General features: G+C 49.3%; 16 protein-coding genes, 2 tRNA genes, 2 rRNA genes, 1 other RNA gene and 2 other annotated features (1 of these 23 cut by a window edge). Of the genes, 18 read left to right on the top strand and 3 right to left on the bottom strand.

All coding sequences use genetic code 11. The features are described 5' to 3' along the window. From BN1080_RS00360 to BN1080_RS00330, 5 genes are all read left to right on the top strand, one after another. Positions 1-53: transfer RNA gene (locus BN1080_RS00360), tRNA-Ala, on the top strand (it extends 23 nt beyond the left edge of the window). Between the two features lie 122 nt (positions 54-175). After that, positions 176-3,109 (top strand): 23S ribosomal RNA (locus BN1080_RS00355). 378 nt (positions 3,110-3,487) lie between these two features. Further along, positions 3,488-6,524 (top strand) — a sequence feature (most likely nonfunctional fraction of RNA operon). Positions 6,525-6,677: 153 nt separating this feature from the next. Then, positions 6,678-6,899 carry a hypothetical protein gene (locus tag BN1080_RS00340; protein ID WP_199876564.1) on the top strand — a complete coding sequence of 74 codons (222 nt, stop codon included), beginning with the start codon at positions 6,678-6,680 and terminating at the stop codon, positions 6,897-6,899. Continuing rightward, entirely contained in the window at positions 6,899-8,365 is a 1,467-nt protein-coding gene (guaB, locus tag BN1080_RS00335) for an IMP dehydrogenase (RefSeq protein WP_052649549.1), read from the top strand. The genes BN1080_RS00340 and guaB overlap by 1 nt, the downstream gene beginning before the upstream one ends. Before the next feature lie 115 nt (positions 8,366-8,480). Then, positions 8,481-9,839: a serine hydrolase gene (locus tag BN1080_RS00330; RefSeq protein ID WP_199876563.1), complete on the top strand. Its 1,359-nt coding sequence runs from the start codon at positions 8,481-8,483 to the stop codon at positions 9,837-9,839. Positions 9,840-9,886: 47 nt separating this feature from the next. On the opposite strand, the gene pdxR is transcribed toward BN1080_RS00330, so the two are convergent. Beyond that, positions 9,887-11,287 (bottom strand): MocR-like pyridoxine biosynthesis transcription factor PdxR, encoded by a 1,401-nt coding sequence (pdxR, locus tag BN1080_RS00325; protein WP_052649547.1) that lies wholly within the window; start codon positions 11,285-11,287, stop codon positions 9,887-9,889. A 104-nt stretch (positions 11,288-11,391) separates the two neighbouring features. Between pdxR and pdxS the strand changes: the two genes are divergently transcribed. From pdxS to BN1080_RS00305, 4 genes are all read left to right on the top strand, one after another. Then, the gene (gene pdxS / locus BN1080_RS00320) at positions 11,392-12,276 is read left to right on the top strand and encodes a pyridoxal 5'-phosphate synthase lyase subunit PdxS (RefSeq protein ID WP_052649546.1); all 885 of its coding nucleotides are present in this window, start codon (positions 11,392-11,394) and stop codon (positions 12,274-12,276) included. Position 12,277: 1 nt separating this feature from the next. Then, positions 12,278-12,892 carry a pyridoxal 5'-phosphate synthase glutaminase subunit PdxT gene (pdxT, locus tag BN1080_RS00315; protein ID WP_052649545.1) on the top strand — a complete coding sequence of 205 codons (615 nt, stop codon included), beginning with the start codon at positions 12,278-12,280 and terminating at the stop codon, positions 12,890-12,892. A gap of 11 nt (positions 12,893-12,903) precedes the next feature. Beyond that, positions 12,904-13,110 (top strand) — a binding site (T-box leader). A gap of 67 nt (positions 13,111-13,177) precedes the next feature. Next, complete coding sequence (gene serS, locus BN1080_RS00310) at positions 13,178-14,452, top strand: serine--tRNA ligase (protein WP_052649544.1); 1,275 nt, start codon at positions 13,178-13,180, stop codon at positions 14,450-14,452. A gap of 99 nt (positions 14,453-14,551) precedes the next feature. Then, positions 14,552-15,436: an alpha/beta fold hydrolase gene (locus tag BN1080_RS00305; protein ID WP_052654262.1), complete on the top strand. Its 885-nt coding sequence runs from the start codon at positions 14,552-14,554 to the stop codon at positions 15,434-15,436. Here the strand turns inward: BN1080_RS00305 and tadA are convergent. Beyond that, positions 15,428-15,922 carry a tRNA adenosine(34) deaminase TadA gene (tadA, locus tag BN1080_RS00300; protein WP_052649543.1) on the bottom strand — a complete coding sequence of 165 codons (495 nt, stop codon included), beginning with the start codon at positions 15,920-15,922 and terminating at the stop codon, positions 15,428-15,430. The genes BN1080_RS00305 and tadA overlap by 9 nt on opposite strands. Positions 15,923-16,054: 132 nt before the next feature. On the opposite strand from tadA, the gene BN1080_RS00295 reads away from it, so the two are divergent. From BN1080_RS00295 to BN1080_RS00285, 3 genes are all read left to right on the top strand, one after another. Next, on the top strand, positions 16,055-16,918 hold the full coding sequence (locus tag BN1080_RS00295) for a YitT family protein (protein ID WP_052649542.1): 864 nt from the start codon (positions 16,055-16,057) through the stop codon (positions 16,916-16,918). Positions 16,919-17,012: 94 nt separating this feature from the next. Continuing rightward, positions 17,013-17,651, top strand: a complete 639-nt coding sequence (locus BN1080_RS00290; protein WP_052649541.1) for a deoxynucleoside kinase — start codon at positions 17,013-17,015, stop codon at positions 17,649-17,651. After that, positions 17,648-18,316, top strand: coding sequence for a deoxynucleoside kinase (locus BN1080_RS00285; RefSeq protein ID WP_052649540.1), 669 nt, complete (start codon positions 17,648-17,650; stop codon positions 18,314-18,316). The genes BN1080_RS00290 and BN1080_RS00285 overlap by 4 nt, the downstream gene beginning before the upstream one ends. A 209-nt stretch (positions 18,317-18,525) precedes the next feature. Here BN1080_RS00285 and BN1080_RS00280 read toward each other — a convergent pair. Continuing rightward, positions 18,526-18,618 (bottom strand) — tRNA-Ser (locus BN1080_RS00280). A 181-nt stretch (positions 18,619-18,799) separates the two neighbouring features. Between BN1080_RS00280 and ffs the strand changes: the two genes are divergently transcribed. From ffs to BN1080_RS00255, 6 genes are all read left to right on the top strand, one after another. After that, positions 18,800-19,065: signal recognition particle sRNA large type (gene ffs / locus BN1080_RS16895), an RNA gene on the top strand. 158 nt (positions 19,066-19,223) lie between these two features. Then, complete coding sequence (dnaX, locus tag BN1080_RS00275) at positions 19,224-20,963, top strand: DNA polymerase III subunit gamma/tau (RefSeq protein WP_052649539.1); 1,740 nt, start codon at positions 19,224-19,226, stop codon at positions 20,961-20,963. 28 nt (positions 20,964-20,991) lie between these two features. Beyond that, positions 20,992-21,312 (top strand): YbaB/EbfC family nucleoid-associated protein, encoded by a 321-nt coding sequence (locus BN1080_RS00270; RefSeq protein WP_052649538.1) that lies wholly within the window; start codon positions 20,992-20,994, stop codon positions 21,310-21,312. An 11-nt stretch (positions 21,313-21,323) separates the two neighbouring features. Continuing rightward, a complete protein-coding gene (gene recR / locus BN1080_RS00265) occupies positions 21,324-21,920 on the top strand; it encodes a recombination mediator RecR (RefSeq protein WP_052649537.1) in 597 nt (198 codons plus the stop codon). 93 nt (positions 21,921-22,013) lie between these two features. After that, positions 22,014-22,229 carry a YaaL family protein gene (locus BN1080_RS00260; RefSeq protein WP_052649536.1) on the top strand — a complete coding sequence of 72 codons (216 nt, stop codon included), beginning with the start codon at positions 22,014-22,016 and terminating at the stop codon, positions 22,227-22,229. Positions 22,230-23,010: 781 nt separating this feature from the next. Continuing rightward, positions 23,011-25,944: ribosomal RNA gene (locus tag BN1080_RS00255) — 23S ribosomal RNA — on the top strand. Positions 25,945-25,972: the final 28 nt, after the last annotated feature.

Below are 25,972 nucleotides of genomic sequence, written 5' to 3'. Positions count from 1 at the left end.
GCGCCTGCCTTGCACGCAGGAGGTCAGCGGTTCGATCCCGCTAGGCTCCACCAATCATTTATTATTTATGAACTTGTTCTTTGAAAACTGGATAGAACGACATTGAAACAAAGTGAAACAAGCGATTTTCTGTAAGCACGATCCCAGCCGGGATCAACTTTTTAACAAACCACTTGGTTAAGTTAGAAAGGGCGCACGGTGAATGCCTTGGCACTAGGAGCCGAAGAAGGACGGCACTAACACCGATATGCTTCGGGGAGCTGTAAGTGAGCTGTGATCCGGAGATTTCCGAATGGGGGAACCCACCGCCTTTAATGGGGCGGTATCCATGTGTGAATTCATAGCACATGAGAAGGCAGACCCAGGGAACTGAAACATCTAAGTACCTGGAGGAAGAGAAAGCAAATGCGATTCCCTGAGTAGCGGCGAGCGAAACGGGAACAGCCCAAACCAAGAGGCTTGCCTCTTGGGGTTGTAGGACACTCAATGTGGAGTTACAAAATCCGAATTTAAGCGAAGCGACCTGGAACGGTCCGCGGCACAAGGTAACAGCCCTGTAGCTGAAAAGTTCGGATCTCCCGAGTGGATCCTGAGTACGGCGGAACACGTGAAATTCCGTCGGAATCCGGGAGGACCATCTCCCAAGGCTAAATACTCCCTAGTGACCGATAGTGAACCAGTACCGTGAGGGAAAGGTGAAAAGCACCCCGGAAGGGGAGTGAAACAGATCCTGAAACCGTGTGCCTACAAGTAGTCAAAGCCCGTTTATGGGTGATGGCGTGCCTTTTGTAGAATGAACCGGCGAGTTACGATTGCATGCAAGGTTAAGCTGAGAAGGCGGAGCCGCAGCGAAAGCGAGTCTGAATAGGGCGCATGAGTATGCAGTTGTAGACCCGAAACCAGGTGATCTACCCATGTCCAGGGTGAAGGTAAGGTAACACTTACTGGAGGCCCGAACCCACGCACGTTGAAAAGTGCGGGGATGAGGTGTGGGTAGCGGAGAAATTCCAATCGAACCTGGAGATAGCTGGTTCTCTCCGAAATAGCTTTAGGGCTAGCCTCAATCTTTGAGAATCCTGGAGGTAGAGCACTGTTTGGACTAGGGGCCCATCCCGGGTTACCGAATTCAGACAAACTCCGAATGCCAGTGATTTATGATTGGGAGTCAGACTGCGAGTGATAAGATCCGTAGTCAAGAGGGAAACAGCCCAGACCACCAGCTAAGGTCCCCAAATATCCGTTAAGTGGAAAAGGATGTGGCGTTGCTTAGACAACCAGGATGTTGGCTTAGAAGCAGCCATCATTTAAAGAGTGCGTAATAGCTCACTGGTCGAGTGACACTGCGCCGAAAATGTACCGGGGCTAAACGGATTACCGAAGCTGTGGATGGACCTCGTCTGAGGTCCGTGGTAGGAGAGCGTTCTAAGGGCGTTGAAGTCAGACCGGAAGGACTGGTGGAGCGCTTAGAAGTGAGAATGCCGGTATGAGTAACGAAAGACGGGTGAGAATCCCGTCCACCGAATGCCTAAGGTTTCCTGAGGAAGGCTCGTCCGCTCAGGGTCAGTCGGGACCTAAGTCGAGGCCGATAGGCGTAGACGATGGACAACAGGTTGATATTCCTGTACCACCTCCCCGCCGTTTGAGCAATGGGGGGACGCAGAAGGATAAGGCGAGCGCGCCGTTGGTTGTGCGCGTCCAAGCAGTGAGGCGTGGAATGAGGCAAATCCCATTCCTGATACGTTAAGCTGTGATGGCGAGAGGATTCATCCTCGAGTCCCTGATTTCACACTGCCAAGAAAAGCCTCTAGCGAGGCGGGAGGTGCCCGTACCGCAAACCGACACAGGTAGGCGAGAAGAGAATTCTAAGGTGAGCGAGTGAACTCTCGTTAAGGAACTCGGCAAAATGACCCCGTAACTTCGGGAGAAGGGGTGCTCTGGTAGGGTGAATAGCCCGAGAGAGCCGCAGTGAATAGGCCCAGGCGACTGTTTAGCAAAAACACAGGTCTCTGCAAAACCGTAAGGTGACGTATAGGGGCTGACGCCTGCCCGGTGCTGGAAGGTTAAGGGGAGTGCTTAGCGCAAGCGAAGGTGCGAACTGAAGCCCCAGTAAACGGCGGCCGTAACTATAACGGTCCTAAGGTAGCGAAATTCCTTGTCGGGTAAGTTCCGACCCGCACGAAAGGCGTAACGATCTGGGCACTGTCTCAACGAGAGACTCGGTGAAATTATAGTACCTGTGAAGATGCAGGTTACCCGCGACAGGACGGAAAGACCCCGTGGAGCTTTACTGTAGCCTGATATTGAATTTTGGTGCAACTTGTACAGGATAGGTAGGAGCCTTTGAGCCCGGAGCGCCAGCTTCGGAGGAGGCGTCGGTGGGATACTACCCTGGTTGTATTGAAATTCTAACCCACACCCCTGATCGGGGTGGGAGACAGTGTCAGGCGGGCAGTTTGACTGGGGCGGTCGCCTCCTAAAGAGTAACGGAGGCGCCCAAAGGTTCCCTCAGAATGGTTGGAAATCATTCGCAGAGTGTAAAGGCACAAGGGAGCTTGACTGCGAGACGTACAGGTCGAGCAGGGTCGAAAGACGGGCTTAGTGATCCGGTGGTTCCGCATGGAAGGGCCATCGCTCAACGGATAAAAGCTACCCCGGGGATAACAGGCTTATCTCCCCCAAGAGTCCACATCGACGGGGAGGTTTGGCACCTCGATGTCGGCTCATCGCATCCTGGGGCTGTAGTCGGTCCCAAGGGTTGGGCTGTTCGCCCATTAAAGCGGTACGCGAGCTGGGTTCAGAACGTCGTGAGACAGTTCGGTCCCTATCCGTCGCGGGCGCAGGAAATTTGAGAGGAGCTGTCCTTAGTACGAGAGGACCGGGATGGACACACCGCTGGTGTACCAGTTGTTCTGCCAAGGGCATCGCTGGGTAGCTATGTGTGGCCGGGATAAGTGCTGAAAGCATCTAAGCACGAAGCCCCCCTCAAGATGAGATTTCCCATTGCGCAAGCAAGTAAGATCCCTCAAAGACGATGAGGTAGATAGGTTCGAGGTGGAAGCGTGGCGACACGTGCAGCTGACGAATACTAATCGATCGAGGACTTAACCAACTTTGTTTACGGAAACCAGCGGTTTCACCCGTTTCAATGTCGCCTATCCAGTTTTGAGTGAACAAGTCGGTGGGGTAACCCTTATGGGAGCCAGCCGCCGAAGGTGGGACAGATGATTGGGGTGAAGTCGTAACAAGGTAGCCGTATCGGAAGGTGCGGCTGGATCACCTCCTTTCTAAGGATTTATTCGGAACCAAGAGCGCAGCTCTTGGGTTGACGTTTTGCGTTCAGTTTTGAAGGTTCACCTTCAGGCGAAAGCCGGGGGAACGTTCAAACTTGTTCTTTGAAAACTGGATAGAACGACATTGAAACAAAGTGAAACAAGCGATTTTCTGTAAGCACGATCCCAATTGGGATCAACTTTTTAACCAACCACTTGGTTAAGTTAGAAAGGGCGCACGGTGAATGCCTTGGCACTAGGAGCCGAAGAAGGACGGCACTAACACCGATATGCTTCGGGGAGCTGTAAGTGAGCTGTGATCCGGAGATTTCCGAATGGGGGAACCCACCGCCTTTAATGGGGCGGTATCCATGTGTGAATTCATAGCACATGAGAAGGCAGACCCAGGGAACTGAAACATCTAAGTACCTGGAGGAAGAGAAAGCAAATGCGATTCCCTGAGTAGCGGCGAGCGAAACGGGAACAGCCCAAACCAAGAGGCTTGCCTCTTGGGGTTGTAGGACACTCAATGTGGAGTTACAAAATCCGAATTTAAGCGAAGCGACCTGGAACGGTCCGCGGCACAAGGTAACAGCCCTGTAGCTGAAAAGTTCGGATCTCCCGAGTGGATCCTGAGTACGGCGGAACACGTGAAATTCCGTCGGAATCCGGGAGGACCATCTCCCAAGGCTAAATACTCCCTAGTGACCGATAGTGAACCAGTACCGTGAGGGAAAGGTGAAAAGCACCCCGGAAGGGGAGTGAAACAGATCCTGAAACCGTGTGCCTACAAGTAGTCAAAGCCCGTTTATGGGTGATGGCGTGCCTTTTGTAGAATGAACCGGCGAGTTACGATTGCATGCAAGGTTAAGCTGAGAAGGCGGAGCCGCAGCGAAAGCGAGTCTGAATAGGGCGCATGAGTATGCAGTTGTAGACCCGAAACCAGGTGATCTACCCATGTCCAGGGTGAAGGTAAGGTAACACTTACTGGAGGCCCGAACCCACGCACGTTGAAAAGTGCGGGGATGAGGTGTGGGTAGCGGAGAAATTCCAATCGAACCTGGAGATAGCTGGTTCTCTCCGAAATAGCTTTAGGGCTAGCCTCAATCTTTGAGAATCCTGGAGGTAGAGCACTGTTTGGACTAGGGGCCCATCCCGGGTTACCGAATTCAGACAAACTCCGAATGCCAGTGATTTATGATTGGGAGTCAGACTGCGAGTGATAAGATCCGTAGTCAAGAGGGAAACAGCCCAGACCACCAGCTAAGGTCCCCAAATATCCGTTAAGTGGAAAAGGATGTGGCGTTGCTTAGACAACCAGGATGTTGGCTTAGAAGCAGCCATCATTTAAAGAGTGCGTAATAGCTCACTGGTCGAGTGACACTGCGCCGAAAATGTACCGGGGCTAAACGGATTACCGAAGCTGTGGATGGACCTCGTCTGAGGTCCGTGGTAGGAGAGCGTTCTAAGGGCGTTGAAGTCAGACCGGAAGGACTGGTGGAGCGCTTAGAAGTGAGAATGCCGGTATGAGTAACGAAAGACGGGTGAGAATCCCGTCCACCGAATGCCTAAGGTTTCCTGAGGAAGGCTCGTCCGCTCAGGGTCAGTCGGGACCTAAGTCGAGGCCGATAGGCGTAGACGATGGACAACAGGTTGATATTCCTGTACCACCTCCCCGCCGTTTGAGCAATGGGGGGACGCAGAAGGATAAGGCGAGCGCGCCGTTGGTTGTGCGCGTCCAAGCAGTGAGGCGTGGAATGAGGCAAATCCCATTCCTGATACGTTAAGCTGTGATGGCGAGAGGATTCATCCTCGAGTCCCTGATTTCACACTGCCAAGAAAAGCCTCTAGCGAGGCGGGAGGTGCCCGTACCGCAAACCGACACAGGTAGGCGAGAAGAGAATTCTAAGGTGAGCGAGTGAACTCTCGTTAAGGAACTCGGCAAAATGACCCCGTAACTTCGGGAGAAGGGGTGCTCTGGTAGGGTGAATAGCCCGAGAGAGCCGCAGTGAATAGGCCCAGGCGACTGTTTAGCAAAAACACAGGTCTCTGCAAAACCGTAAGGTGACGTATAGGGGCTGACGCCTGCCCGGTGCTGGAAGGTTAAGGGGAGTGCTTAGCGCAAGCGAAGGTGCGAACTGAAGCCCCAGTAAACGGCGGCCGTAACTATAACGGTCCTAAGGTAGCGAAATTCCTTGTCGGGTAAGTTCCGACCCGCACGAAAGGCGTAACGATCTGGGCACTGTCTCAACGAGAGACTCGGTGAAATTATAGTACCTGTGAAGATGCAGGTTACCCGCGACAGGACGGAAAGACCCCGTGGAGCTTTACTGTAGCCTGATATTGAATTTTGGTGCAACTTGTACAGGATAGGTAGGAGCCTTTGAGCCCGGAGCGCCAGCTTCGGAGGAGGCGTCGGTGGGATACTACCCTGGTTGTATTGAAATTCTAACCCACACCCCTGATCGGGGTGGGAGACAGTGTCAGGCGGGCAGTTTGACTGGGGCGGTCGCCTCCTAAAGAGTAACGGAGGCGCCCAAAGGTTCCCTCAGAATGGTTGGAAATCATTCGCAGAGTGTAAAGGCACAAGGGAGCTTGACTGCGAGACGTACAGGTCGAGCAGGGTCGAAAGACGGGCTTAGTGATCCGGTGGTTCCGCATGGAAGGGCCATCGCTCAACGGATAAAAGCTACCCCGGGGATAACAGGCTTATCTCCCCCAAGAGTCCACATCGACGGGGAGGTTTGGCACCTCGATGTCGGCTCATCGCATCCTGGGGCTGTAGTCGGTCCCAAGGGTTGGGCTGTTCGCCCATTAAAGCGGTACGCGAGCTGGGTTCAGAACGTCGTGAGACAGTTCGGTCCCTATCCGTCGCGGGCGCAGGAAATTTGAGAGGAGCTGTCCTTAGTACGAGAGGACCGGGATGGACACACCGCTGGTGTACCAGTTGTTCTGCCAAGGGCATCGCTGGGTAGCTATGTGTGGCCGGGATAAGTGCTGAAAGCATCTAAGCACGAAGCCCCCCTCAAGATGAGATTTCCCATTGCGCAAGCAAGTAAGATCCCTCAAAGACGATGAGGTAGATAGGTTCGAGGTGGAAGCGTGGCGACACGTGCAGCTGACGAATACTAATCGATCGAGGACTTAACCAACTTTGTTTACGGAAACCGTTCCCATCCCGAACACGGAAGTTAAGCTCTTTTGCGCCGATGGTAGTTGGGGGTTTCCCCCTGTGAGAGTAGGACGTCGCTGGGCCCTGAATCAGTCGTTACCGTAGCCGGTAACGGCTTTTTTGTTATTAATCAAATTTTTTGTCACTCACTATTTTTGGATAAACTCTAAAAGAAACTGAAAAGACAAATAAAAATGAGTGTAGTTTATCAATTTGAAACCTTGAAGCCTAGCCTAATGGAAGAATGGAATTCTACTAAATTTCTGATCTATAAAGAAGGCAAGGAGGTTAAACAATATGCTTCGCCAACTTCTCCACTAAAAATGGAAGAAGAAATCAAAAAATGCTTTCATCAAGAAGTCCGAATACTTTTTCTTCTTCGGGTTTCCTTGACACTGCATAGCGGCGCTGATAACCTTACAATAATATTTAAAAGGAAGCAGGAGGCGGGTCCATAATGTGGGAGTCTAAATTTGTAAAAGAAGGTTTAACGTTCGATGATGTATTGCTTGTGCCAGCTCGATCAGAAGTATTGCCGAAAGACGTAAGTTTATCGGTGGAATTAACTTCTACGATCAAGCTGAATATACCGATCATCAGTGCCGGCATGGATACTGTAACAGAGGCGAAGATGGCTATTTCAATGGCACGTCAAGGCGGATTAGGGATTATCCATAAAAACATGAGCATCGAAGAACAAGCGGAACAAGTAACTACTGTAAAACGTTCTGAAAATGGTGTTATTACCGATCCTTTCTTCTTAACTCCAACGCATCAAGTGTTTGATGCGGAACATTTGATGGGGAAATACCGTATTTCAGGGGTGCCGATTGTAAACAATGAAGAAGAGCAGAAATTGGTAGGAATTATCACAAACCGGGATCTGCGTTTCATCCAAGATTATTCTTTGCAGATCAATGAAGTGATGACGAGGGAAAAATTAGTGACGGCTCCAGTGGGCACTACGCTGGAAGATGCGGAAAAAATCCTTCAGCAGTATAAAATTGAAAAATTGCCGATTGTGGACAACGATGGCGTATTAAAAGGCCTAATCACAATCAAGGATATCGAGAAAGTCATTGAATTCCCAATCGCTGCTAAAGATGCACACGGACGCTTGCTTGTTGGCGCTGCTGTTGGCGTTACTTCCGATACGATGAAACGCGTAGAGCAATTAGTGAAAGCATCTGTTGACGTAATCGTCTTAGATACAGCGCATGGGCATTCCAAAGGTGTTCTAGATATGGTGCAGCAAATCCGTCAAATGTATCCGGATCTGGCCATCATTGCAGGAAATGTAGCAACTGCAGAAGGCACAAAAGCATTGATTGAAGCAGGAGCTGACGTCGTTAAAGTGGGGATCGGACCAGGTTCGATTTGTACAACACGCGTGGTTGCTGGTGTAGGGGTCCCTCAAATCACTGCTGTTTACGATTGTGCAACAGAAGCACGCAAACACGGCAAAGCGATTATCGCCGATGGCGGCATCAAGTATTCTGGCGATATTATCAAAGCATTGGCTGCTGGCGGCCATGTCGTGATGTTAGGAAGCTTGCTCGCGGGTACGACTGAAAGCCCTGGGGAAACTGAAATTTTCCAAGGACGCCGTTTCAAGACTTACCGCGGAATGGGTTCCATCGCATCGATGGAAAAAGGTTCGAAAGACCGCTACTTCCAAGATGATGCCAAAAAATTGGTTCCAGAAGGCATCGAAGGTCGTCTGCCATATAAAGGGCCTTTATCAGATACAATCCATCAGTTGCTAGGAGGCATTCGTGCGGGCATGGGGTATTGCGGAACAAAAGATTTGCAGACCTTGCGCGAAGAAGCTCAATTTATCCGTATGACTGGCGCTGGATTGCGTGAAAGCCATCCGCATGATGTTCAAATCACAAAAGAGTCACCTAACTATTCCATTTCGTAATAAGTAAACCTTTCAGCACCCTTTTTCGTCTAATTTTAGGCGCAAAGGGTGCTTTTTACATGTTTTTGTTTCAGGACCAATATAATATGATAGAATAGCATGGGTAAACTTATAGATGGAGGTATTTATACAGGTGAAGAATGTTTTAAAAATGACGATGTTGCTTACTGTAATGGCTGTTTTCTTAACGACAATTATCATTCCGCAGCAAGCTAAAGCGGAGAATTCATTGAATATAATGGCGGATGCTGCAATTTTGGTTGATGCTGAGACAGGGAAAATATTATACGAACAAAATTCTGAAGCACCGCTTGGAATTGCCAGTATGACAAAGATGATGACAGAGTATTTATTGTTTGAAGCGATTGAAGAAGGCCGCATTACTTGGGATCAGGAATACAAAGTGACGGACTATACTTACAAAATATCCCAGGACTTGCGTTTGAGCAATGTTCCTTTGCGCAAAGATGAAAGCTACACGATCCAAGAACTTTATGAAGCAATGGCGATCTATTCTGCGAATGCAGCAACGATCGGAATTGCGGAAACAATTGCAGGTACAGAAGGCGAATTCGTTCGATTGATGAATGAAAAAGCCGCTGAGTTCGGTTTGAAAGATACAAAATTCGTCAATTCGACAGGCTTGAGCAATAAAGACTTGATGGGGATGCAGCCGGAAGGTACAGGCCCTACAGATGAAAACGTCATGCCGGCTCGGTCGGTCGCTCTTTTAGCGAAAACTTTGTTGGACACGTATCCTGAAGTTTTAGAAACAACGAAGATTCCCCAAAAAGTTTTCCGTGAAGGCACGGATGATGCAACGAACATGGAAAACTGGAATTCGATGCTTCCTGGTTTAATCTATGAATACGAAGGTGTAGACGGCCTGAAAACAGGAACGACGGATTTTGCAGGACACAGTTTTACCGGTACAGCGAAACGTGGAGACACGCGCCTTATTGCCGTTGTGATGAAAGCTGTGGATAGCGAAGGCGTCGGTTCTTACAAAGCCCGTTTTGATGCAACACGTGCCTTATTTGATTTCGGTTTCGGCCAATTCACGACTGAAGAAATCGTGCCAGCCGGCTATCAGTTTGAAGGAAAAGAAACTTTGCCTGTCACAAAAGGCAAGGAAGACAAAGTAAATATTGCGGTCAAAGAACCGATTAAGATGTTGATCCGCACAGTAGACAAAGATTCTTACAAGCCGGAATTGGTGATCGATGAATCTGTGCTGGCTGACGGAGAAATGGAAGCTGGCGTTGATAAAGACAAAGTGGTCGGCTCGGTTAAAGTGGCAAAAACGGAAGGCACCGATTATGGCTACCTGGATGGAAAAAATGCTGGAGCTGAAGTCGTTACAACTGAAAAAGTAGAGCGCGCCAACTGGTTCTCTCTATCGATGCAAGCAGTCGGAAGCTTCTTCTCTACTATGTGGGTTGGAGCCGTTGATTTCGTTACAGGTTTATTCTAATCAAAAGCAGTTCCCCTTCTAAATAAGGGAACTGCTTTTTTGTGCTTTTAAAGGGGATCGATTCCCCAGCAGTGCATTAATTTGGCAATGCCTTGTTCAATTTCCGCTTCTGATAAGCCGCCAAAACCGAGGACAATCTTTGGCGGGGTAAGTGTTCGTCCAAAAATATCGTAGGATTCCAAGCCGAAGACCCGGATTTTGTGCTGTTTGGCCAGCTCAAGCAACTCTTTTTCGGAGAAGGGGGTCTCGATGGTCAATACGATGTGCATGCCTGCCTGTTCGCCCGAAACTGTAACTGCCGGTGCATACGGAGCCAACGCGGAAGTCAGCTGTTCTAATTTTTTTTTATAAAGTTTCCGCATGCGATTCAAGTGGCGCGAAAAATGGCCCTCTTTCATAAATTCAGCGACGATTTGCTGATCGGTGCGCGGAACGGAAGAGGAATAATGAAGAAACGTCTGCTGATACGCGGCAAGCAGCCGTTTCGGCAGCACCATGTAAGCGATGCGCAAGGAAGGCATCAACGATTTGGAAAAGGTGCTGAGGTAGATGACCCGGCCGCTCAAATCCATGCTTTGCAAGGCAGGGATGGGGCGGCTTGTGTAACGGAATTCACTGTCGTAATCGTCTTCGATAATGAACCGTTCCGTTTTCGCTGCCGCCCAGTTCAATAATTGGGCCCGTTTCGCTGCACTCAAGACCGAACCGCTCGGAAATTGGTGGGAAGGCGTCACGTAAGCGACATCCACAGCGGAATTTTCTAATTCGCTAATATCAATGCCGTCTTCTTCAACCGCAATCGGCACGGCTTTCCGGTCATAGTGGGCAAAAATGGTGTGCGTGAGCGGGTATCCTGGATTTTCAAAGCCATAGACGACATGTTTATCCAGCAGCCGGATCAACAGCGGCATCAATTGCTCGGTACCGGAGCCGATAATAAGTTGGTCTTTATCGCAGACGACCCCTCTCGATTGAAATAAATAACGGGCAATTTCCTGGCGGAGCTCCTCATCTCCTTGCGGATGGCCGGAAAGAAGCAGTTCGTGGTTGCTCTCGTCCATCACTTCTTTGGCGATTTTTCGCCACGCCGCAAATGGAAAGGACTGTGTATCAATTTTTCCGGAGTTGAAATCATATTGATACACGAAATGCTCTCTCTGAACCGGCTCTTCCTGCGGGAGGTCGAGATAAGCCAGTTCTTCAATGGCTTGGGCATAATAGCCTTTCCGGTCCCGCGCTTCAATAAACCCCTCAGCGACAAGCTGTCCATACGCCAGTTCAACGGTCGTTTGGCTAATGTCCAGAAAATCGGAAAGCTTGCGCTTGCTGGGCAATTTGACGCCGACCGAAATTTTGCCGCTGATGATGGCTTGTTTGATTTCTTCGTAAAGCTGTTTGTATAAAGGAATGGCACCGTCGCGTTTAAGTTGAAACATCAGCATGTCCATAAGATTCTCCTATCTGACCTTACGAATTTATATGAAACTGGTTCTTTTTATATGGTCACTCTTTATTATACTGAAGGTGTAAAGAAAAGAGGAGGGAATTTGGAATGAGTGAACAAGGAACTAATCGCGTTAAACGCGGCATGGCCGAAATGCAAAAAGGCGGCGTTATCATGGATGTGGTCAACGCGGACCAAGCACGGATTGCGGAAGCTGCAGGTGCTACCGCTGTCATGGCATTAGAACGCGTGCCTTCAGATATCCGGAGAGACGGCGGCGTTGCCCGGATGGCGGATCCGCGCATTACCGAAGAAGTGATGAAGGCGGTCTCGATCCCGGTGATGGCCAAAGCGCGTATTGGCCATATTGTGGAAGCTCGTGTGCTGGAAGCGATGGGCGTTGACTACATTGATGAAAGCGAAGTATTGACGCCGGCAGATGAAGAATTCCATTTGTTAAAAAATACATATACGGTGCCATTTGTCTGCGGCTGCCGCAATTTAGGCGAAGCCGCACGCCGCATTGGCGAAGGAGCCTCCATGCTCCGGACAAAAGGCGAACCGGGAACGGGCAATATCGTCGAAGCAGTGCGCCATTTGCGGCAAGTGAATGCAGAGGTGCGCAAAGTGGTGGCCATGAGCGAAGACGAATTGATGACGGAAGCGCGGAACTTAGGGGCTTCGTATGAATTTTTGAAAGAAGTAAAAGAATTAGGGCGTTTGCCGGTCGTGAATTTTGCGGCAGGCGGTGTGGCAACGCCAGCGGATGCCGCATTGATGATGGAACTGGGAGCCGATGGGGTGTTTGTCGGATCCGGCATCTTCAAATCGGAAAATCCTGAAAAATTTGCCCGTGCCATCGTTGAAGCCACGACTCATTACCAGGACTACCGATTGATCGCGGAGCTTTCAAAAGACCTGGGCATCGCAATGAAAGGAATTGAAATTTCCACCATCGCTGCGGGAGAACGCATGCAAGAGCGGGGCTGGTAAGATGAAACGCATCGGAGTCTTGGCGCTGCAAGGAGCGGTCCGTGAGCATATGCGGTCAATTGAAGCCTGCAAGGCGGAAGCTGTTGCGGTAAAGCGCCCAAAAGATTTAGAAGGATTAGACGCGCTGATTTTGCCTGGCGGCGAAAGCACTGCGATTCGCCGGTCCATTGATCGCTGCGGCTTGTTGGAGCCGTTGCGGGAGTTTGCAGAAACCGGCAAACCACTGTTTGGCACATGCGCCGGGTTGATTTTATTGGCAGGTGCGGTGGTTGGATACGAAGAGCCGCATCTCGGGGTGATGGACGTGGTGGTAGCGCGCAATTCGTTTGGCCGTCAAGTGGACAGTTTTGAAGCAGCGCTCTCGATCAAAGGAATGGCCGGCGCTTTTGAAGCGGTGTTCATCCGTGCACCCCATATCGTCCGTGCCGGCCCATCGGTTGAAGTGCTGTGTGAACATGAGGGGAAAATCGTCATGGCGCGGAGCGGGCAGTTTCTTGGCTGCTCGTTCCATCCCGAATTGACCGATGACCACCGGATCATGGAATACTTTCTGAACATGGTTCCTCCCGCCGCGGAAGCTCTCTTGCCAAACGATTCAATTTATAGTAAAGTATGATTAATTTAAAAGTAGAAACGTTGATGGGAACTAGTAGGACGTCTGTTTTTCCAAAGAGAGCCGGTGGTTGGTGCGAACCGGTGAAAAGCGCGTGTGAATCCACCCCTGAGTTGCATGGCGACAGAAGCCATTGCCGGTTTAAAGGCCGTTATGTAATGAAGAGGACTGGCTTTTGCCGGTCAATCAGGGTGGCAACGCGGGTAGCTCTCGTCCCTTTTACCAAGGGATGGGGGCTATTTTTGTTGCCTTTTTTCCATGGACCGAAAATTTAGAGGAGGAATTTACATGTTAGACATTAAGTATGTACGTGCGAATTTTGAAGAAGTGAAAACGAAACTGGCGAAGCGCGGGGAAGACATTTCCGTGCTGGACGATTTTGAAACAGTGGATGCCAAACGCCGTGAATTGATTGCGCAAACAGAGAAGTTGAAAGCAGAGCGCAACGAAGCTTCTCAAAACATTGCCCTCATGAAGCGCAATAAAGAAAACGCAGACGAAGCAATTGCCAAAATGCGCGAAGTCGGCGACCAGATCAAAGTGATTGACGATGAATTGCGTGAAGTGGAAGAGCGTCTGAATTACATCATGATGCGTGTGCCGAACATTCCGCATGACAGCGTGCCGGTCGGCGATTCTGAAGACGACAACGTGGAAATCCGTACATGGGGAACAAAGCCGGAATTCGCCTTTGAAGCGAAGCCGCACTGGGACCTGGGGACAGATTTGAACATCATCGATTTTGAACGTGCAGCAAAAGTAACGGGCAGCCGTTTTGTCTTTTACCGCGGGCTAGGGGCACGCCTTGAACGCGCACTGATCAACTTCATGATGGACCTTCACCAGGAAGAGCATGGGTACGAGGAAATGCTGCCGCCGTATATGGTCAATCGCGACAGCTTGACCGGTACCGGCCAATTGCCGAAATTCGAAGAAGATGCGTTCTTGATTGAAAAAGAGGATTACTTCATGATTCCGACATCTGAAGTGCCGGTAACGAACTTCTACCGCGACGAAATCCTATCAGCGGACATGCTGCCGCAAGCCTTTGCTTCATATAGCGCGAATTTCCGCTCTGAAGCCGGTTCTGCGGGGCGTGACACACGCGGGTTAATCAGACAGCACCAATTCAATAAAGTCGAGCTGGTGCGCTTTGTGAAGCCGGAAGATTCATATGATGAATTGGAGAAACTGACAGGGCACGCGGAAAAAGTGCTGCAGCTTCTTGGCCTTCCTTACCGCGTCTTGAAAATGTGCACGGCCGACCTTGGTTTCACTGCTGCGAAGAAATACGACATCGAAGTATGGATTCCGAGCCAGGAAATGTACCGCGAAATTTCTTCTTGCAGCAATTTTGAAGATTTCCAGGCTCGCCGTGCGAACGTCAAATTCCGCCGCGAAGCAAATGGCAAGCCGGAATTTGTCCACACGTTAAACGGCAGCGGCTTGGCGATCGGCCGCACCGTAGCCGCCTTGCTTGAAAACTGCCAGCAGGAAGACGGCACCATCTTGATTCCTGAAGTGCTGCGTCCTTACATGGGCGGCAAAGAAATCATCCAATAAACTAAATGAGAAGAGCCTGGAAATAGATTGTTTCCAGGCTCTTTATTTTGGTGAAAGCGGGTAAAGAAAGGGAAACGCTAATCGAAAGGAAGGATGGAAGTGGAACAGGTCTCTTTTGAATACGTCAAAACGAACGGCATTACCTTGCATACGGCAGTGGCAGGTCCGGAAAACGGACCGCTTGTCGTGCTGCTGCACGGCTTCCCGGAATTCTGGTATGGCTGGATCCATCAAATCGAACCGCTGGCAGCGAAAGGCTACCGCGTCGTCGTGCCCGACCAGCGCGGCTATAATTTGAGCGACAAACCGGCAGGCATCGAAAACTATACATTGGATTTATTGCGCGATGATATTGTCGGGTTGATCGAGGGGTTTGAACGAACAAGCGCTACCATTATCGGCCACGATTGGGGAGGTGCAGTCGCCTGGCATTTGGCTGCCACTAAGCCTCAATATGTGGATCAGCTCATCGCCGTCAACATTCCGCATCCAAAGGCGATGCCGCGGGTCATGAAGAAAAATCCGGCGCAATGGGTGAAGAGTTCCTATATCGCTTTTTTCCAAATGCCGGAGCTTCCAGAGAAAACATTGGCAGCGGACTATTTTAAAACAATGGTCAGCAGTTTAGTATCGACGAGCCGGCCAAACACGTTCTCGGAAGAGGAGATTTCCGCTTATCAATCCGCTTGGGCGCAGCCAGGGGCATTGACCGCGATGCTCAATTGGTACCGGGCGATCCGAAAAGGCAGCATGCTGCAGACGCCTGAAGAAAAAATTGGCGTGCCGGTGCGGATCATCTGGGGGTTAGGGGATCAATTTCTATCTCCGATGCTTGCAAAAGAAAGCCTGAATTTCTGCCGCGACAGCGAATTGGTTTTTGTCGGCGAGGCTACCCACTGGGTGCATCATGAACAGGCTTATATCGTGAACAAGTTAATTGCACAGTTTTTAAGCGAGAAAAAAGCGGAAGCGCCTTTACAATAGGGACTCCCGCTTTTTCTTCTTTTTGTTCTCCCGGAGGGCCCGGAAGAAATTCGTCAATAGCTGGCCGCATTCTTCTGCCAAGACGTTTTCCGTCACGTCGCATTGATGGTTAAAGCGCTCATCGTTCAATAGCCGGTAGAGGGAATCAACGCTGCCCGCTTTCACATCGCGTGCCCCGTAAATAACGCGCGGAATGCGCGACTGCAGAATGGCCCCTGCACACATCGGACAAGGCTCTAACGTTACGTAAAGCTGGGTATTTTCCAATCGCCAGCTGCCGAGTTTCTGGCAGGCTTCCTGGATGGCCAATAATTCGGCATGAGTCACGGCGTTTTGCGTCGTCTCCCGAAGGTTATGGGCCCGTGCAATCACTTCCCCGTCCCGGACGATGACTGCCCCAATCGGCACTTCCCCTTTTGCTGCTGCTTTTTCCGCTTCTTCCATTGCCAATTGCATGTAAAAATGATCTAATTCGCTGCCATTCATCAAACATCGCTCCTTAGGGATAGTGTAGCATTTTTTTGCCATTTTAAAACCGCTTTCAAGACAAACGTCCCGATAAAAGGTAAAATAAAAAATAGCTTAAACAGACAAAGGCGAACACATAGGGGAGATTTGATGGTAAAAGAACATAAAAAGGAGTCCTTTCGGCATTTTATCGGGCGTTTTTGCCTTATTTTATTAGGTGCGACAATGGCTGCTGTTGCAATTGAGCTTTTTTTAGTGCCTAATTCGATCATCGATGGCGGGATCATCGGGATTTCATTGATTTTGGATTATTTGACGCCGATTCCTTTCGGTATTTTGATGGTAGTCATCAATCTGCCATTCCTCTTCTTTGGATACAAACACATCGGAAAAAACTTCTTTCTCTCTTCGATTTTTGCGATTGTAGCGCTTGCCATTATCGAATTTCCCCTGCATCCGATTCCTGGAGTGGTCGATGACCCGCTGCTTGCCACGGTTTTCGGCGGTCTGATCCTGGGTGCAGGTGTAGGGCTCGTCATCCGCAATAGCGGCGCGCTGGACGGGACGGAAATCCTCGGCATTTTATTGACGCGCAAACTGCCTTTTTCAGTCGGTGAATTCGTGATGTTCGCCAATATTTTCATTTTCCTATGGGCCGGCTTCGTGCTGGGATGGGAACATGCGATGTATTCGATTTTGACTTATTACATTGCTTCGAAAACCATTGACATGGTGATTCAAGGCCTGGACGATACGAAAGCGGTGCTCATTGTTTCAGATGAATTTATCGAACTGGGCGATGCCATCAATTCGCGCCTTGGCCGCAGCGTGACGAAACTTCACGGCAAAGGCGGTTTTGAAGAATCGGCGAAAGATGTCATTTATGTCGTCGTCACGCGTTTGGAAATTTCAAAGCTCAAACAGATTGTGGCAGACATTGATCCAACCGCATTTGTCACCATCATGGACACGCAGGAAGTGCACGGCGGAACATTCAAAGCAGCTATCCATTAAACTGGACGGCTGTTTTTTTTCTACTTTTCAGGTGCTGTCTATGGTAAAATAAATGGCACTGCATCACACTTGAAAAGAAAGAGGGGGACTTCCCATGCCGGTGCCATTTATCACGGTAGAAGGTCCGATAGGCGTTGGCAAAACGTCGTTGACGAAAGTAATTGCTGAACAAAACCAATTCCAACTGCTAAAAGAAATCGTGGACGAAAACCCGTTTCTCAATAAATTCTATGAAGATATTGAAGAATGGAGCTTCCAGACGGAAATGTTCTTTTTATGCAATCGCTATAAACAATTATCCGATATCCAGAAAAAGTTCATCTCGAACCGTGAACCTGTCGTAGCGGATTACCATATTTTTAAAAATCTCATTTTTGCGAAGCGCACATTGCCGGAAGCGGAGTATGCCAAATACGAAGCGATTTACCGCATCTTGACCGCAGACATGCCAAAACCCAATATCATCATTTATTTGCATGCGAGCCTGGATACGCTGATGAAGCGCATTAAGCTGCGCGGACGCGAATTTGAAAAAATGATCACGCCGGAATACATGGAGCAGCTTGCCGCTGACTACCATGCCTTCATCGAAGTTTTTGAACAGGCGCATCCGGAAATACCGGTTCTTCGCTTTAACGGAGATGAAATCGATTTCGTTCAAAATGAAGCAGATCTGCAGCTGATTTTAAGAAAAGTGGACGAAACTTTACAACAAAGGAGCTTATCAATATGAATTTACGCGAAAAATACGGCATCCCTTCGGATGCTGTTATTACGATTGCCGGGACAGTAGGCGTCGGCAAGTCAACAATGACAAAAGCTTTGGCAGATGCCTTGCAATTCCGGACCTCGTTTGAAAAAGTGGACACGAATCCTTATTTGGATTTGTTCTACGATGATTTCGAGAAATGGAGCTTCCATCTGCAGATCTATTTCCTGGCTGAACGCTTCAAAGAACAAAAGCGGATGTTTGAATACGGCGGCGGTTTTATCCAGGACCGTTCGATTTACGAAGATACCGGCATTTTTGCGAAAATGCACTGGGAAAAAGGCACAATGAACAATGTCGATTACGAAACGTATACGAATTTGTTCGAGGCGATGGTCATGACGCCGTATTTCCCGCATCCGGATTTATTGATTTACCTGGAAGGCTCACTTGAAGACATTCTAGGGCGCATCCAGGAGCGCGGCCGCTTGATGGAGCAGCAGACTCCTGTCGAATACTGGGTGGAAATGCATGAACGCTACGAGAAATGGATCAACAGCTTTAACGGCTGCCCCGTCCTGCGCCTGAACATCAGCGACTATGATTTGATGAACGATCCGGACTGCTCGGAGAAAATCGTGGAGCGCATCGGAAACTTCCTTCAACAAACGGCTGTCTTAAAAAAATAAAACACAAAACCCCTTTAGCTCAATGGAGTTAAAGGGGTTTCGTATTTCCCGGGAAATAGACGGGGGCGCAAATAAAAAAGCAGAAGGCGAAAGCCCTCTGCTTGAAAGTTTATGTATCAAAATCTTCAGACATATAACGGTTAAGAAAAATTCGCTACTTGCGTAACGAATCCAATCTCGAATTTATATGCGCGTGTAAATTCAAAAAATGGAGGAGGAAGAGGGATTCGAACCCCCGCGGGATTTGACTCCCCTGTCGGTTTTCAAGACCGATCCCTTCAGCCAAACTTGGGTATTCCTCCGTATCAGACAAGAATTAATTTATCACGGATTGATATTTGCTGTCAACACTTTCAAAGAATTTTTTTGAGGTTTTTTTAATTTCGTGAAAAAACTTGAATGGAATAGGGGATTTAATAGGATTTTATTTTAATAAAGCTTACGGATTGATTTTTTTAAGGAATATTCGTATACTAATAAATGCCGTGCTAGGTGGGAAGGTAGCGGTGTCCTGTAACCTGCAATCCGCTCTAGCAGGACTGAATTCCTTTCTGAGGCTGTTTGTATGCAAGGTCTGCCTCTTGCACGTAGTGTTGACGTCTGGGTCCTGCGCAATGGGAACCCATGAACCATGTCAGGTCCGGAAGGAAGCAGCATTAAGTGGAACTTTTCATGTGCCGCGGGGTTGCCTAGATCGAGCCAACGACAAGGGTAACGCTTGTGTGCAGCAGTCGAAGAAAGGTGCACGGCATTAACTTTAAAACTCAGAGCCTGTCCGCAAGTTATTGCGGGCAGGTTTTTTGTTTGCCTTAAGGGGCATTCACCGGGAGAAATCATTCAGAAGAACCTCTCATTTATGGTATAATTAAAGGACCGAAAACAGATTTTACAAAAGGAGAGAAAACCGTTGGCGTATCAAGCTTTTTATCGTGTGTACAGACCGCAGTCCTTTTCTGAAATGTCAGGTCAGTCGCATATCAAACAAACCCTTCAAAATGCTCTCCTTTACAATAAGACCACGCATGCTTATTTGTTCTCGGGACCAAGAGGAACAGGGAAGACAAGTACAGCAAAGATTTTTGCCAAAGCACTGAACTGTGAGCAAGCGCCCGTTGCCGAACCATGCAACGAATGTGCTTCTTGCCGCAGCATCACTGAAGGTTCAAATACAGACGTCATCGAGTTTGATGCGGCGTCCAACTCGCGTGTAGAGGAAATGCGGGAAATTATCGAGAAAGTCCGGTTCTCACCAGCGAATTCTCGGTTTAAGATCTACATCATCGATGAAGTGCATATGCTTTCGAATAGTGCTTTCAACGCGTTGTTAAAAACATTGGAAGAGCCGCCGGAACATGTGGTATTTATTCTCGCCACAACCGAACCGCATAAATTGCCGCTGACCATCATTTCACGCTGCCAGCGCTTTGATTTCAAACGGTTGACGCAAGCAGACATCGTGGACCGAATGGTCGAAGTATTGACGGATGCAGAAATTCCGTACAACGAACAAGTGCTGAAAGTGATTGCGCAGGCTGCTGCAGGCGGGATGCGGGATGCCCTAAGCTTACTCGACCAAGTCGTTTCTTTCAGCGGAGATGAAATGACGCTTGAAGATGCGTTGCTCGTGACTGGATCGATTAGCCAAGACATGTTCTACGACATTGCCGAAGCGTTGGTGGCAAAAGACATCGGACAAGCGCTTACGCTGCTTGAACAATTGGTGCGGGACGGGAAAGATCCGGTCCGTTTAGTGGAGGATTTCATCACTTTCTTCCGCGATCTGTTATTAATCCAGACAGCGCCCGATCTGCACGATATGCTGGAGCTTGCGAGCCACGAATCGCGTTTTGAAGAGTTGGCGAAACAATTTAATCCAGCGACATTATATGAGTGGATTGACGTTCTCACGAAAACACAGCAGGAAATGCGCTTTTCCAACCATACAAAAATCTATATGGAAACAGCCTTGCTGAAAATGGTGCAAGCGGACGCCCCGGCCTTAACTTCTGCTTCTCAAGCTTCCGCTTCGCCGGAATTGGAAGCAAAAGTGAATCAGCTGGAGCAATTGGTCATCCAACTTCAGCAGCAGCTGAAAAATGGAGCTGCGGCAGCACCGGCTGGGGCCGCTGCAGAACCGAAGAGACGCCAGCGTTCGCAAAGCAGCTATAAGACGCCGGTTGGCCGGATTGAAGATGTCTTGAGAAATGCGACGAAACCGGATATCCAGGCGATTAAAACCAATTGGGCGACGGTGATGGCCCAGCTGCAGAAATCCCATTCGGCTTTATTGAACGAAGCGGAGCCCGTAGCGGCTTCACCGGATGCTTTTGTGTTAAAATTCAAGTATGATATTCATTGTCAGATGGCAGCAGATAACCAAACTTTTTCTGTTGCTTTCAGCCAGCTGCTTGAGCAATATACAGGGAAAGCGTATACGCCCATCTTTGTACCGGATGAAAGCTGGCTGAAAATCCGAGAAGATTTCATTAAGAGCAATGGATTGAAATCAGGTGCAGAGGAAAGACAGGCAGAGTCGGAAGAAGAACATCCTTTCTCGGCGGAAGGCGAAGCAGCGGAAGAAGATCCGTTCATTGCTGAAGCGGAGCGGCTTTTCGGAAAAGACTTTGTCGAAGTACAGGAAGACTAATTAAACGAATCTTAAGGAGGAAACAATTATGCGCGGTGGCGGAAATATGCAAGGCATGATGAAACAAATGCAGAAAATGCAAAAACAGATGGCAGAGGCCCAAGAAGAATTAGGAACATTGAAATTTGAAGGATCAGCTGGCGGCGGCATGGTGAAAGTTACCGTATCAGGCCACAAAGAAGTTTTGGATTTCGTATTGGATCCATCTGTTGTTGATCCGGAAGATGTTGAAATGTTGCAGGATTTATTGATCGTAGCTACAAACGAAGCATTTAAAAAAGCGGATGAACATGCGAATTCCACAATGGGGAAATTCACTAAGGGCTTAAATATTCCTGGCATGTTCTAGGAGGAAACAGTATGCATTACCCTGAACCAATTTCAAAATTAATGGAGAGTTTTATGAAATTGCCAGGAATCGGGCCGAAAACAGCGGCCCGGCTGGCATTTTTTGTGCTCGGAATGAAAGAAGATACTGTTCTTGATTTTGCGAAAGCGTTAGTGGATGCAAAGCGGAATTTAAGTTTTTGTTCTAATTGCGGCCATATTACGGACATCGATCCTTGCCATATCTGCCAGGACCAAAGCCGTGACCGTTCCACTATCTGTGTAGTGCAAGATCCAAAAGATGTTATTGCAATGGAAAAGATGCGCGATTACACGGGTCTGTATCATGTGCTGCAAGGTGCGATCTCTCCAATGGATGGAATCGGGCCGGAAGACATTAACGTACCGTCATTGTTGAAGCGGCTTCAAGACGAGACCGTAAAGGAATTGATCTTGGCGACGAACCCGACAATCGAGGGGGAAGCAACGGCTATGTACATTTCCCGTCTCGTGAAGCCATCCGGCATCAAGACGACAAGAATTGCCCACGGCCTTCCAGTCGGCGGAGATTTAGAGTATGCAGATGAAGTGACTTTATCAAAAGCTTTAGAAGGCCGGCGTGAACTCTAATACCAGATTTGTAATTATAGTTAAGCATTCTCCCACTTGCAAAAGTGGGAGTTTTACTGCCCAGTAAGATAGGGCTGAAGAGGAGATTGGCAAATGCTGTTTTCAAAAAGAGGGAAATTGAAAAAAGAATTCGATGAACAGCTCATCAACCAGTTCATTGAAATAAAGCAAAGTCTTCAGAAAGCCCAAAGGCTTGAGGAACTCTCAGATGATTACGACCTATTCGTCATCACAGAGAGAAAAGTCATCGAAAGCAAATACCTGTTTCTGCTGAAAGAAGCAAGGAACCGAAAAGTGAAGATCCGATAAAAGCAGTGCTTATCAAGCGCTGTTTTTTAATGCTGGATATTTGAAAAGGAAGGTAAATGTTAATGAATCAAACGGCTTTTTATCAAACGCTTATATAGAAGAAACTCATTAACAATAGTGGAATACTTTTTAAATATAATATTTATCGTAAAAAGTGTTGACACCTATGAAAACATGCTTTAATATAATAGGAGTCGCCAAGAGAGAAACAAAAAACGAATAACATCTGAGCGGCAACATGAACCTTGAAAACTGAACAGCAAAACGTCAACAAAAGATGTCACGAGCGCTTCGGCGCGAGAACGGCTTTTGCGAGGGTTGCCGTTAGGCAATCGGAGCAAGGCTGCTTTCATCCGGGTGTTCGTGACTTAACTTACTGATCAGGCTTTGCCAGATCAAAGCGAATCGTGCGCCTCATTAGAGGCGGCGATGCGCCAGCATTGAGCAATCAATACTACTCTATAATGGAGAGTTTGATCCTGGCTCAGGACGAACGCTGGCGGCGTGCCTAATACATGATTGGGGTGAAGTCGTAACAAGGTAGCCGTATCGGAAGGTGCGGCTGGATCACCTCCTTTCTAAGGATTTATTCGGAACCAAGAGCGCAGCTCTTGGGTTGACGTTTTGCGTTCAGTTTTGAAGGTTCACCTTCAGGCGAAAGCCGGGGGAACGTTCAAACTTGTTCTTTGAAAACTGGATAGAACGACATTGAAACAAAGTGAAACAAGCGATTTTCTGTAAGCACGATCCCAGCCGGGATCAACTTTTTAACAAACCACTTGGTTAAGTTAGAAAGGGCGCACGGTGAATGCCTTGGCACTAGGAGCCGAAGAAGGACGGCACTAACACCGATATGCTTCGGGGAGCTGTAAGTGAGCTGTGATCCGGAGATTTCCGAATGGGGGAACCCACCGCCTTTAATGGGGCGGTATCCATGTGTGAATTCATAGCACATGAGAAGGCAGACCCAGGGAACTGAAACATCTAAGTACCTGGAGGAAGAGAAAGCAAATGCGATTCCCTGAGTAGCGGCGAGCGAAACGGGAACAGCCCAAACCAAGAGGCTTGCCTCTTGGGGTTGTAGGACACTCAATGTGGAGTTACAAAATCCGAATTTAAGCGAAGCGACCTGGAACGGTCCGCGGCACAAGGTAACAGCCCTGTAGCTGAAAAGTTCGGATCTCCCGAGTGGATCCTGAGTACGGCGGAACACGTGAAATTCCGTCGGAATCCGGGAGGACCATCTCCCAAGGCTAAATACTCCCTAGTGACCGATAGTGAACCAGTACCGTGAGGGAAAGGTGAAAAGCACCCCGGAAGGGGAGTGAAACAGATCCTGAAACCGTGTGCCTACAAGTAGTCAAAGCCCGTTTATGGGTGATGGCGTGCCTTTTGTAGAATGAACCGGCGAGTTACGATTGCATGCAAGGTTAAGCTGAGAAGGCGGAGCCGCAGCGAAAGCGAGTCTGAATAGGGCGCATGAGTATGCAGTTGTAGACCCGAAACCAGGTGATCTACCCATGTCCAGGGTGAAGGTAAGGTAACACTTACTGGAGGCCCGAACCCACGCACGTTGAAAAGTGCGGGGATGAGGTGTGGGTAGCGGAGAAATTCCAATCGAACCTGGAGATAGCTGGTTCTCTCCGAAATAGCTTTAGGGCTAGCCTCAATCTTTGAGAATCCTGGAGGTAGAGCACTGTTTGGACTAGGGGCCCATCCCGGGTTACCGAATTCAGACAAACTCCGAATGCCAGTGATTTATGATTGGGAGTCAGACTGCGAGTGATAAGATCCGTAGTCAAGAGGGAAACAGCCCAGACCACCAGCTAAGGTCCCCAAATATCCGTTAAGTGGAAAAGGATGTGGCGTTGCTTAGACAACCAGGATGTTGGCTTAGAAGCAGCCATCATTTAAAGAGTGCGTAATAGCTCACTGGTCGAGTGACACTGCGCCGAAAATGTACCGGGGCTAAACGGATTACCGAAGCTGTGGATGGACCTCGTCTGAGGTCCGTGGTAGGAGAGCGTTCTAAGGGCGTTGAAGTCAGACCGGAAGGACTGGTGGAGCGCTTAGAAGTGAGAATGCCGGTATGAGTAACGAAAGACGGGTGAGAATCCCGTCCACCGAATGCCTAAGGTTTCCTGAGGAAGGCTCGTCCGCTCAGGGTCAGTCGGGACCTAAGTCGAGGCCGATAGGCGTAGACGATGGACAACAGGTTGATATTCCTGTACCACCTCCCCGCCGTTTGAGCAATGGGGGGACGCAGAAGGATAAGGCGAGCGCGCCGTTGGTTGTGCGCGTCCAAGCAGTGAGGCGTGGAATGAGGCAAATCCCATTCCTGATACGTTAAGCTGTGATGGCGAGAGGATTCATCCTCGAGTCCCTGATTTCACACTGCCAAGAAAAGCCTCTAGCGAGGCGGGAGGTGCCCGTACCGCAAACCGACACAGGTAGGCGAGAAGAGAATTCTAAGGTGAGCGAGTGAACTCTCGTTAAGGAACTCGGCAAAATGACCCCGTAACTTCGGGAGAAGGGGTGCTCTGGTAGGGTGAATAGCCCGAGAGAGCCGCAGTGAATAGGCCCAGGCGACTGTTTAGCAAAAACACAGGTCTCTGCAAAACCGTAAGGTGACGTATAGGGGCTGACGCCTGCCCGGTGCTGGAAGGTTAAGGGGAGTGCTTAGCGCAAGCGAAGGTGCGAACTGAAGCCCCAGTAAACGGCGGCCGTAACTATAACGGTCCTAAGGTAGCGAAATTCCTTGTCGGGTAAGTTCCGACCCGCACGAAAGGCGTAACGATCTGGGCACTGTCTCAACGAGAGACTCGGTGAAATTATAGTACCTGTGAAGATGCAGGTTACCCGCGACAGGACGGAAAGACCCCGTGGAGCTTTACTGTAGCCTGATATTGAATTTTGGTGCAACTTGTACAGGATAGGTAGGAGCCTTTGAGCCCGGAGCGCCAGCTTCGGAGGAGGCGTCGGTGGGATACTACCCTGGTTGTATTGAAATTCTAACCCACACCCCTGATCGGGGTGGGAGACAGTGTCAGGCGGGCAGTTTGACTGGGGCGGTCGCCTCCTAAAGAGTAACGGAGGCGCCCAAAGGTTCCCTCAGAATGGTTGGAAATCATTCGCAGAGTGTAAAGGCACAAGGGAGCTTGACTGCGAGACGTACAGGTCGAGCAGGGTCGAAAGACGGGCTTAGTGATCCGGTGGTTCCGCATGGAAGGGCCATCGCTCAACGGATAAAAGCTACCCCGGGGATAACAGGCTTATCTCCCCCAAGAGTCCACATCGACGGGGAGGTTTGGCACCTCGATGTCGGCTCATCGCATCCTGGGGCTGTAGTCGGTCCCAAGGGTTGGGCTGTTCGCCCATTAAAGCGGTACGCGAGCTGGGTTCAGAACGTCGTGAGACAGTTCGGTCCCTATCCGTCGCGGGCGCAGGAAATTTGAGAGGAGCTGTCCTTAGTACGAGAGGACCGGGATGGACACACCGCTGGTGTACCAGTTGTTCTGCCAAGGGCATCGCTGGGTAGCTATGTGTGGCCGGGATAAGTGCTGAAAGCATCTAAGCACGAAGCCCCCCTCAAGATGAGATTTCCCATTGCGCAAGCAAGTAAGATCCCTCAAAGACGATGAGGTAGATAGGTTCGAGGTGGAAGCGTGGCGACACGTGCAGCTGACGAATACTAATCGATCGAGGACTTAACCAACTTTGTTTACGGAAACCGCCGGTTTCAC

Source organism: Planococcus massiliensis (genome assembly GCF_000821325.1).
Lineage (GTDB): Bacteria > Bacillota > Bacilli > Bacillales_A > Planococcaceae > Planococcus > Planococcus ruber.
This window is presented reverse-complemented; position numbering and strand designations above follow the sequence as displayed.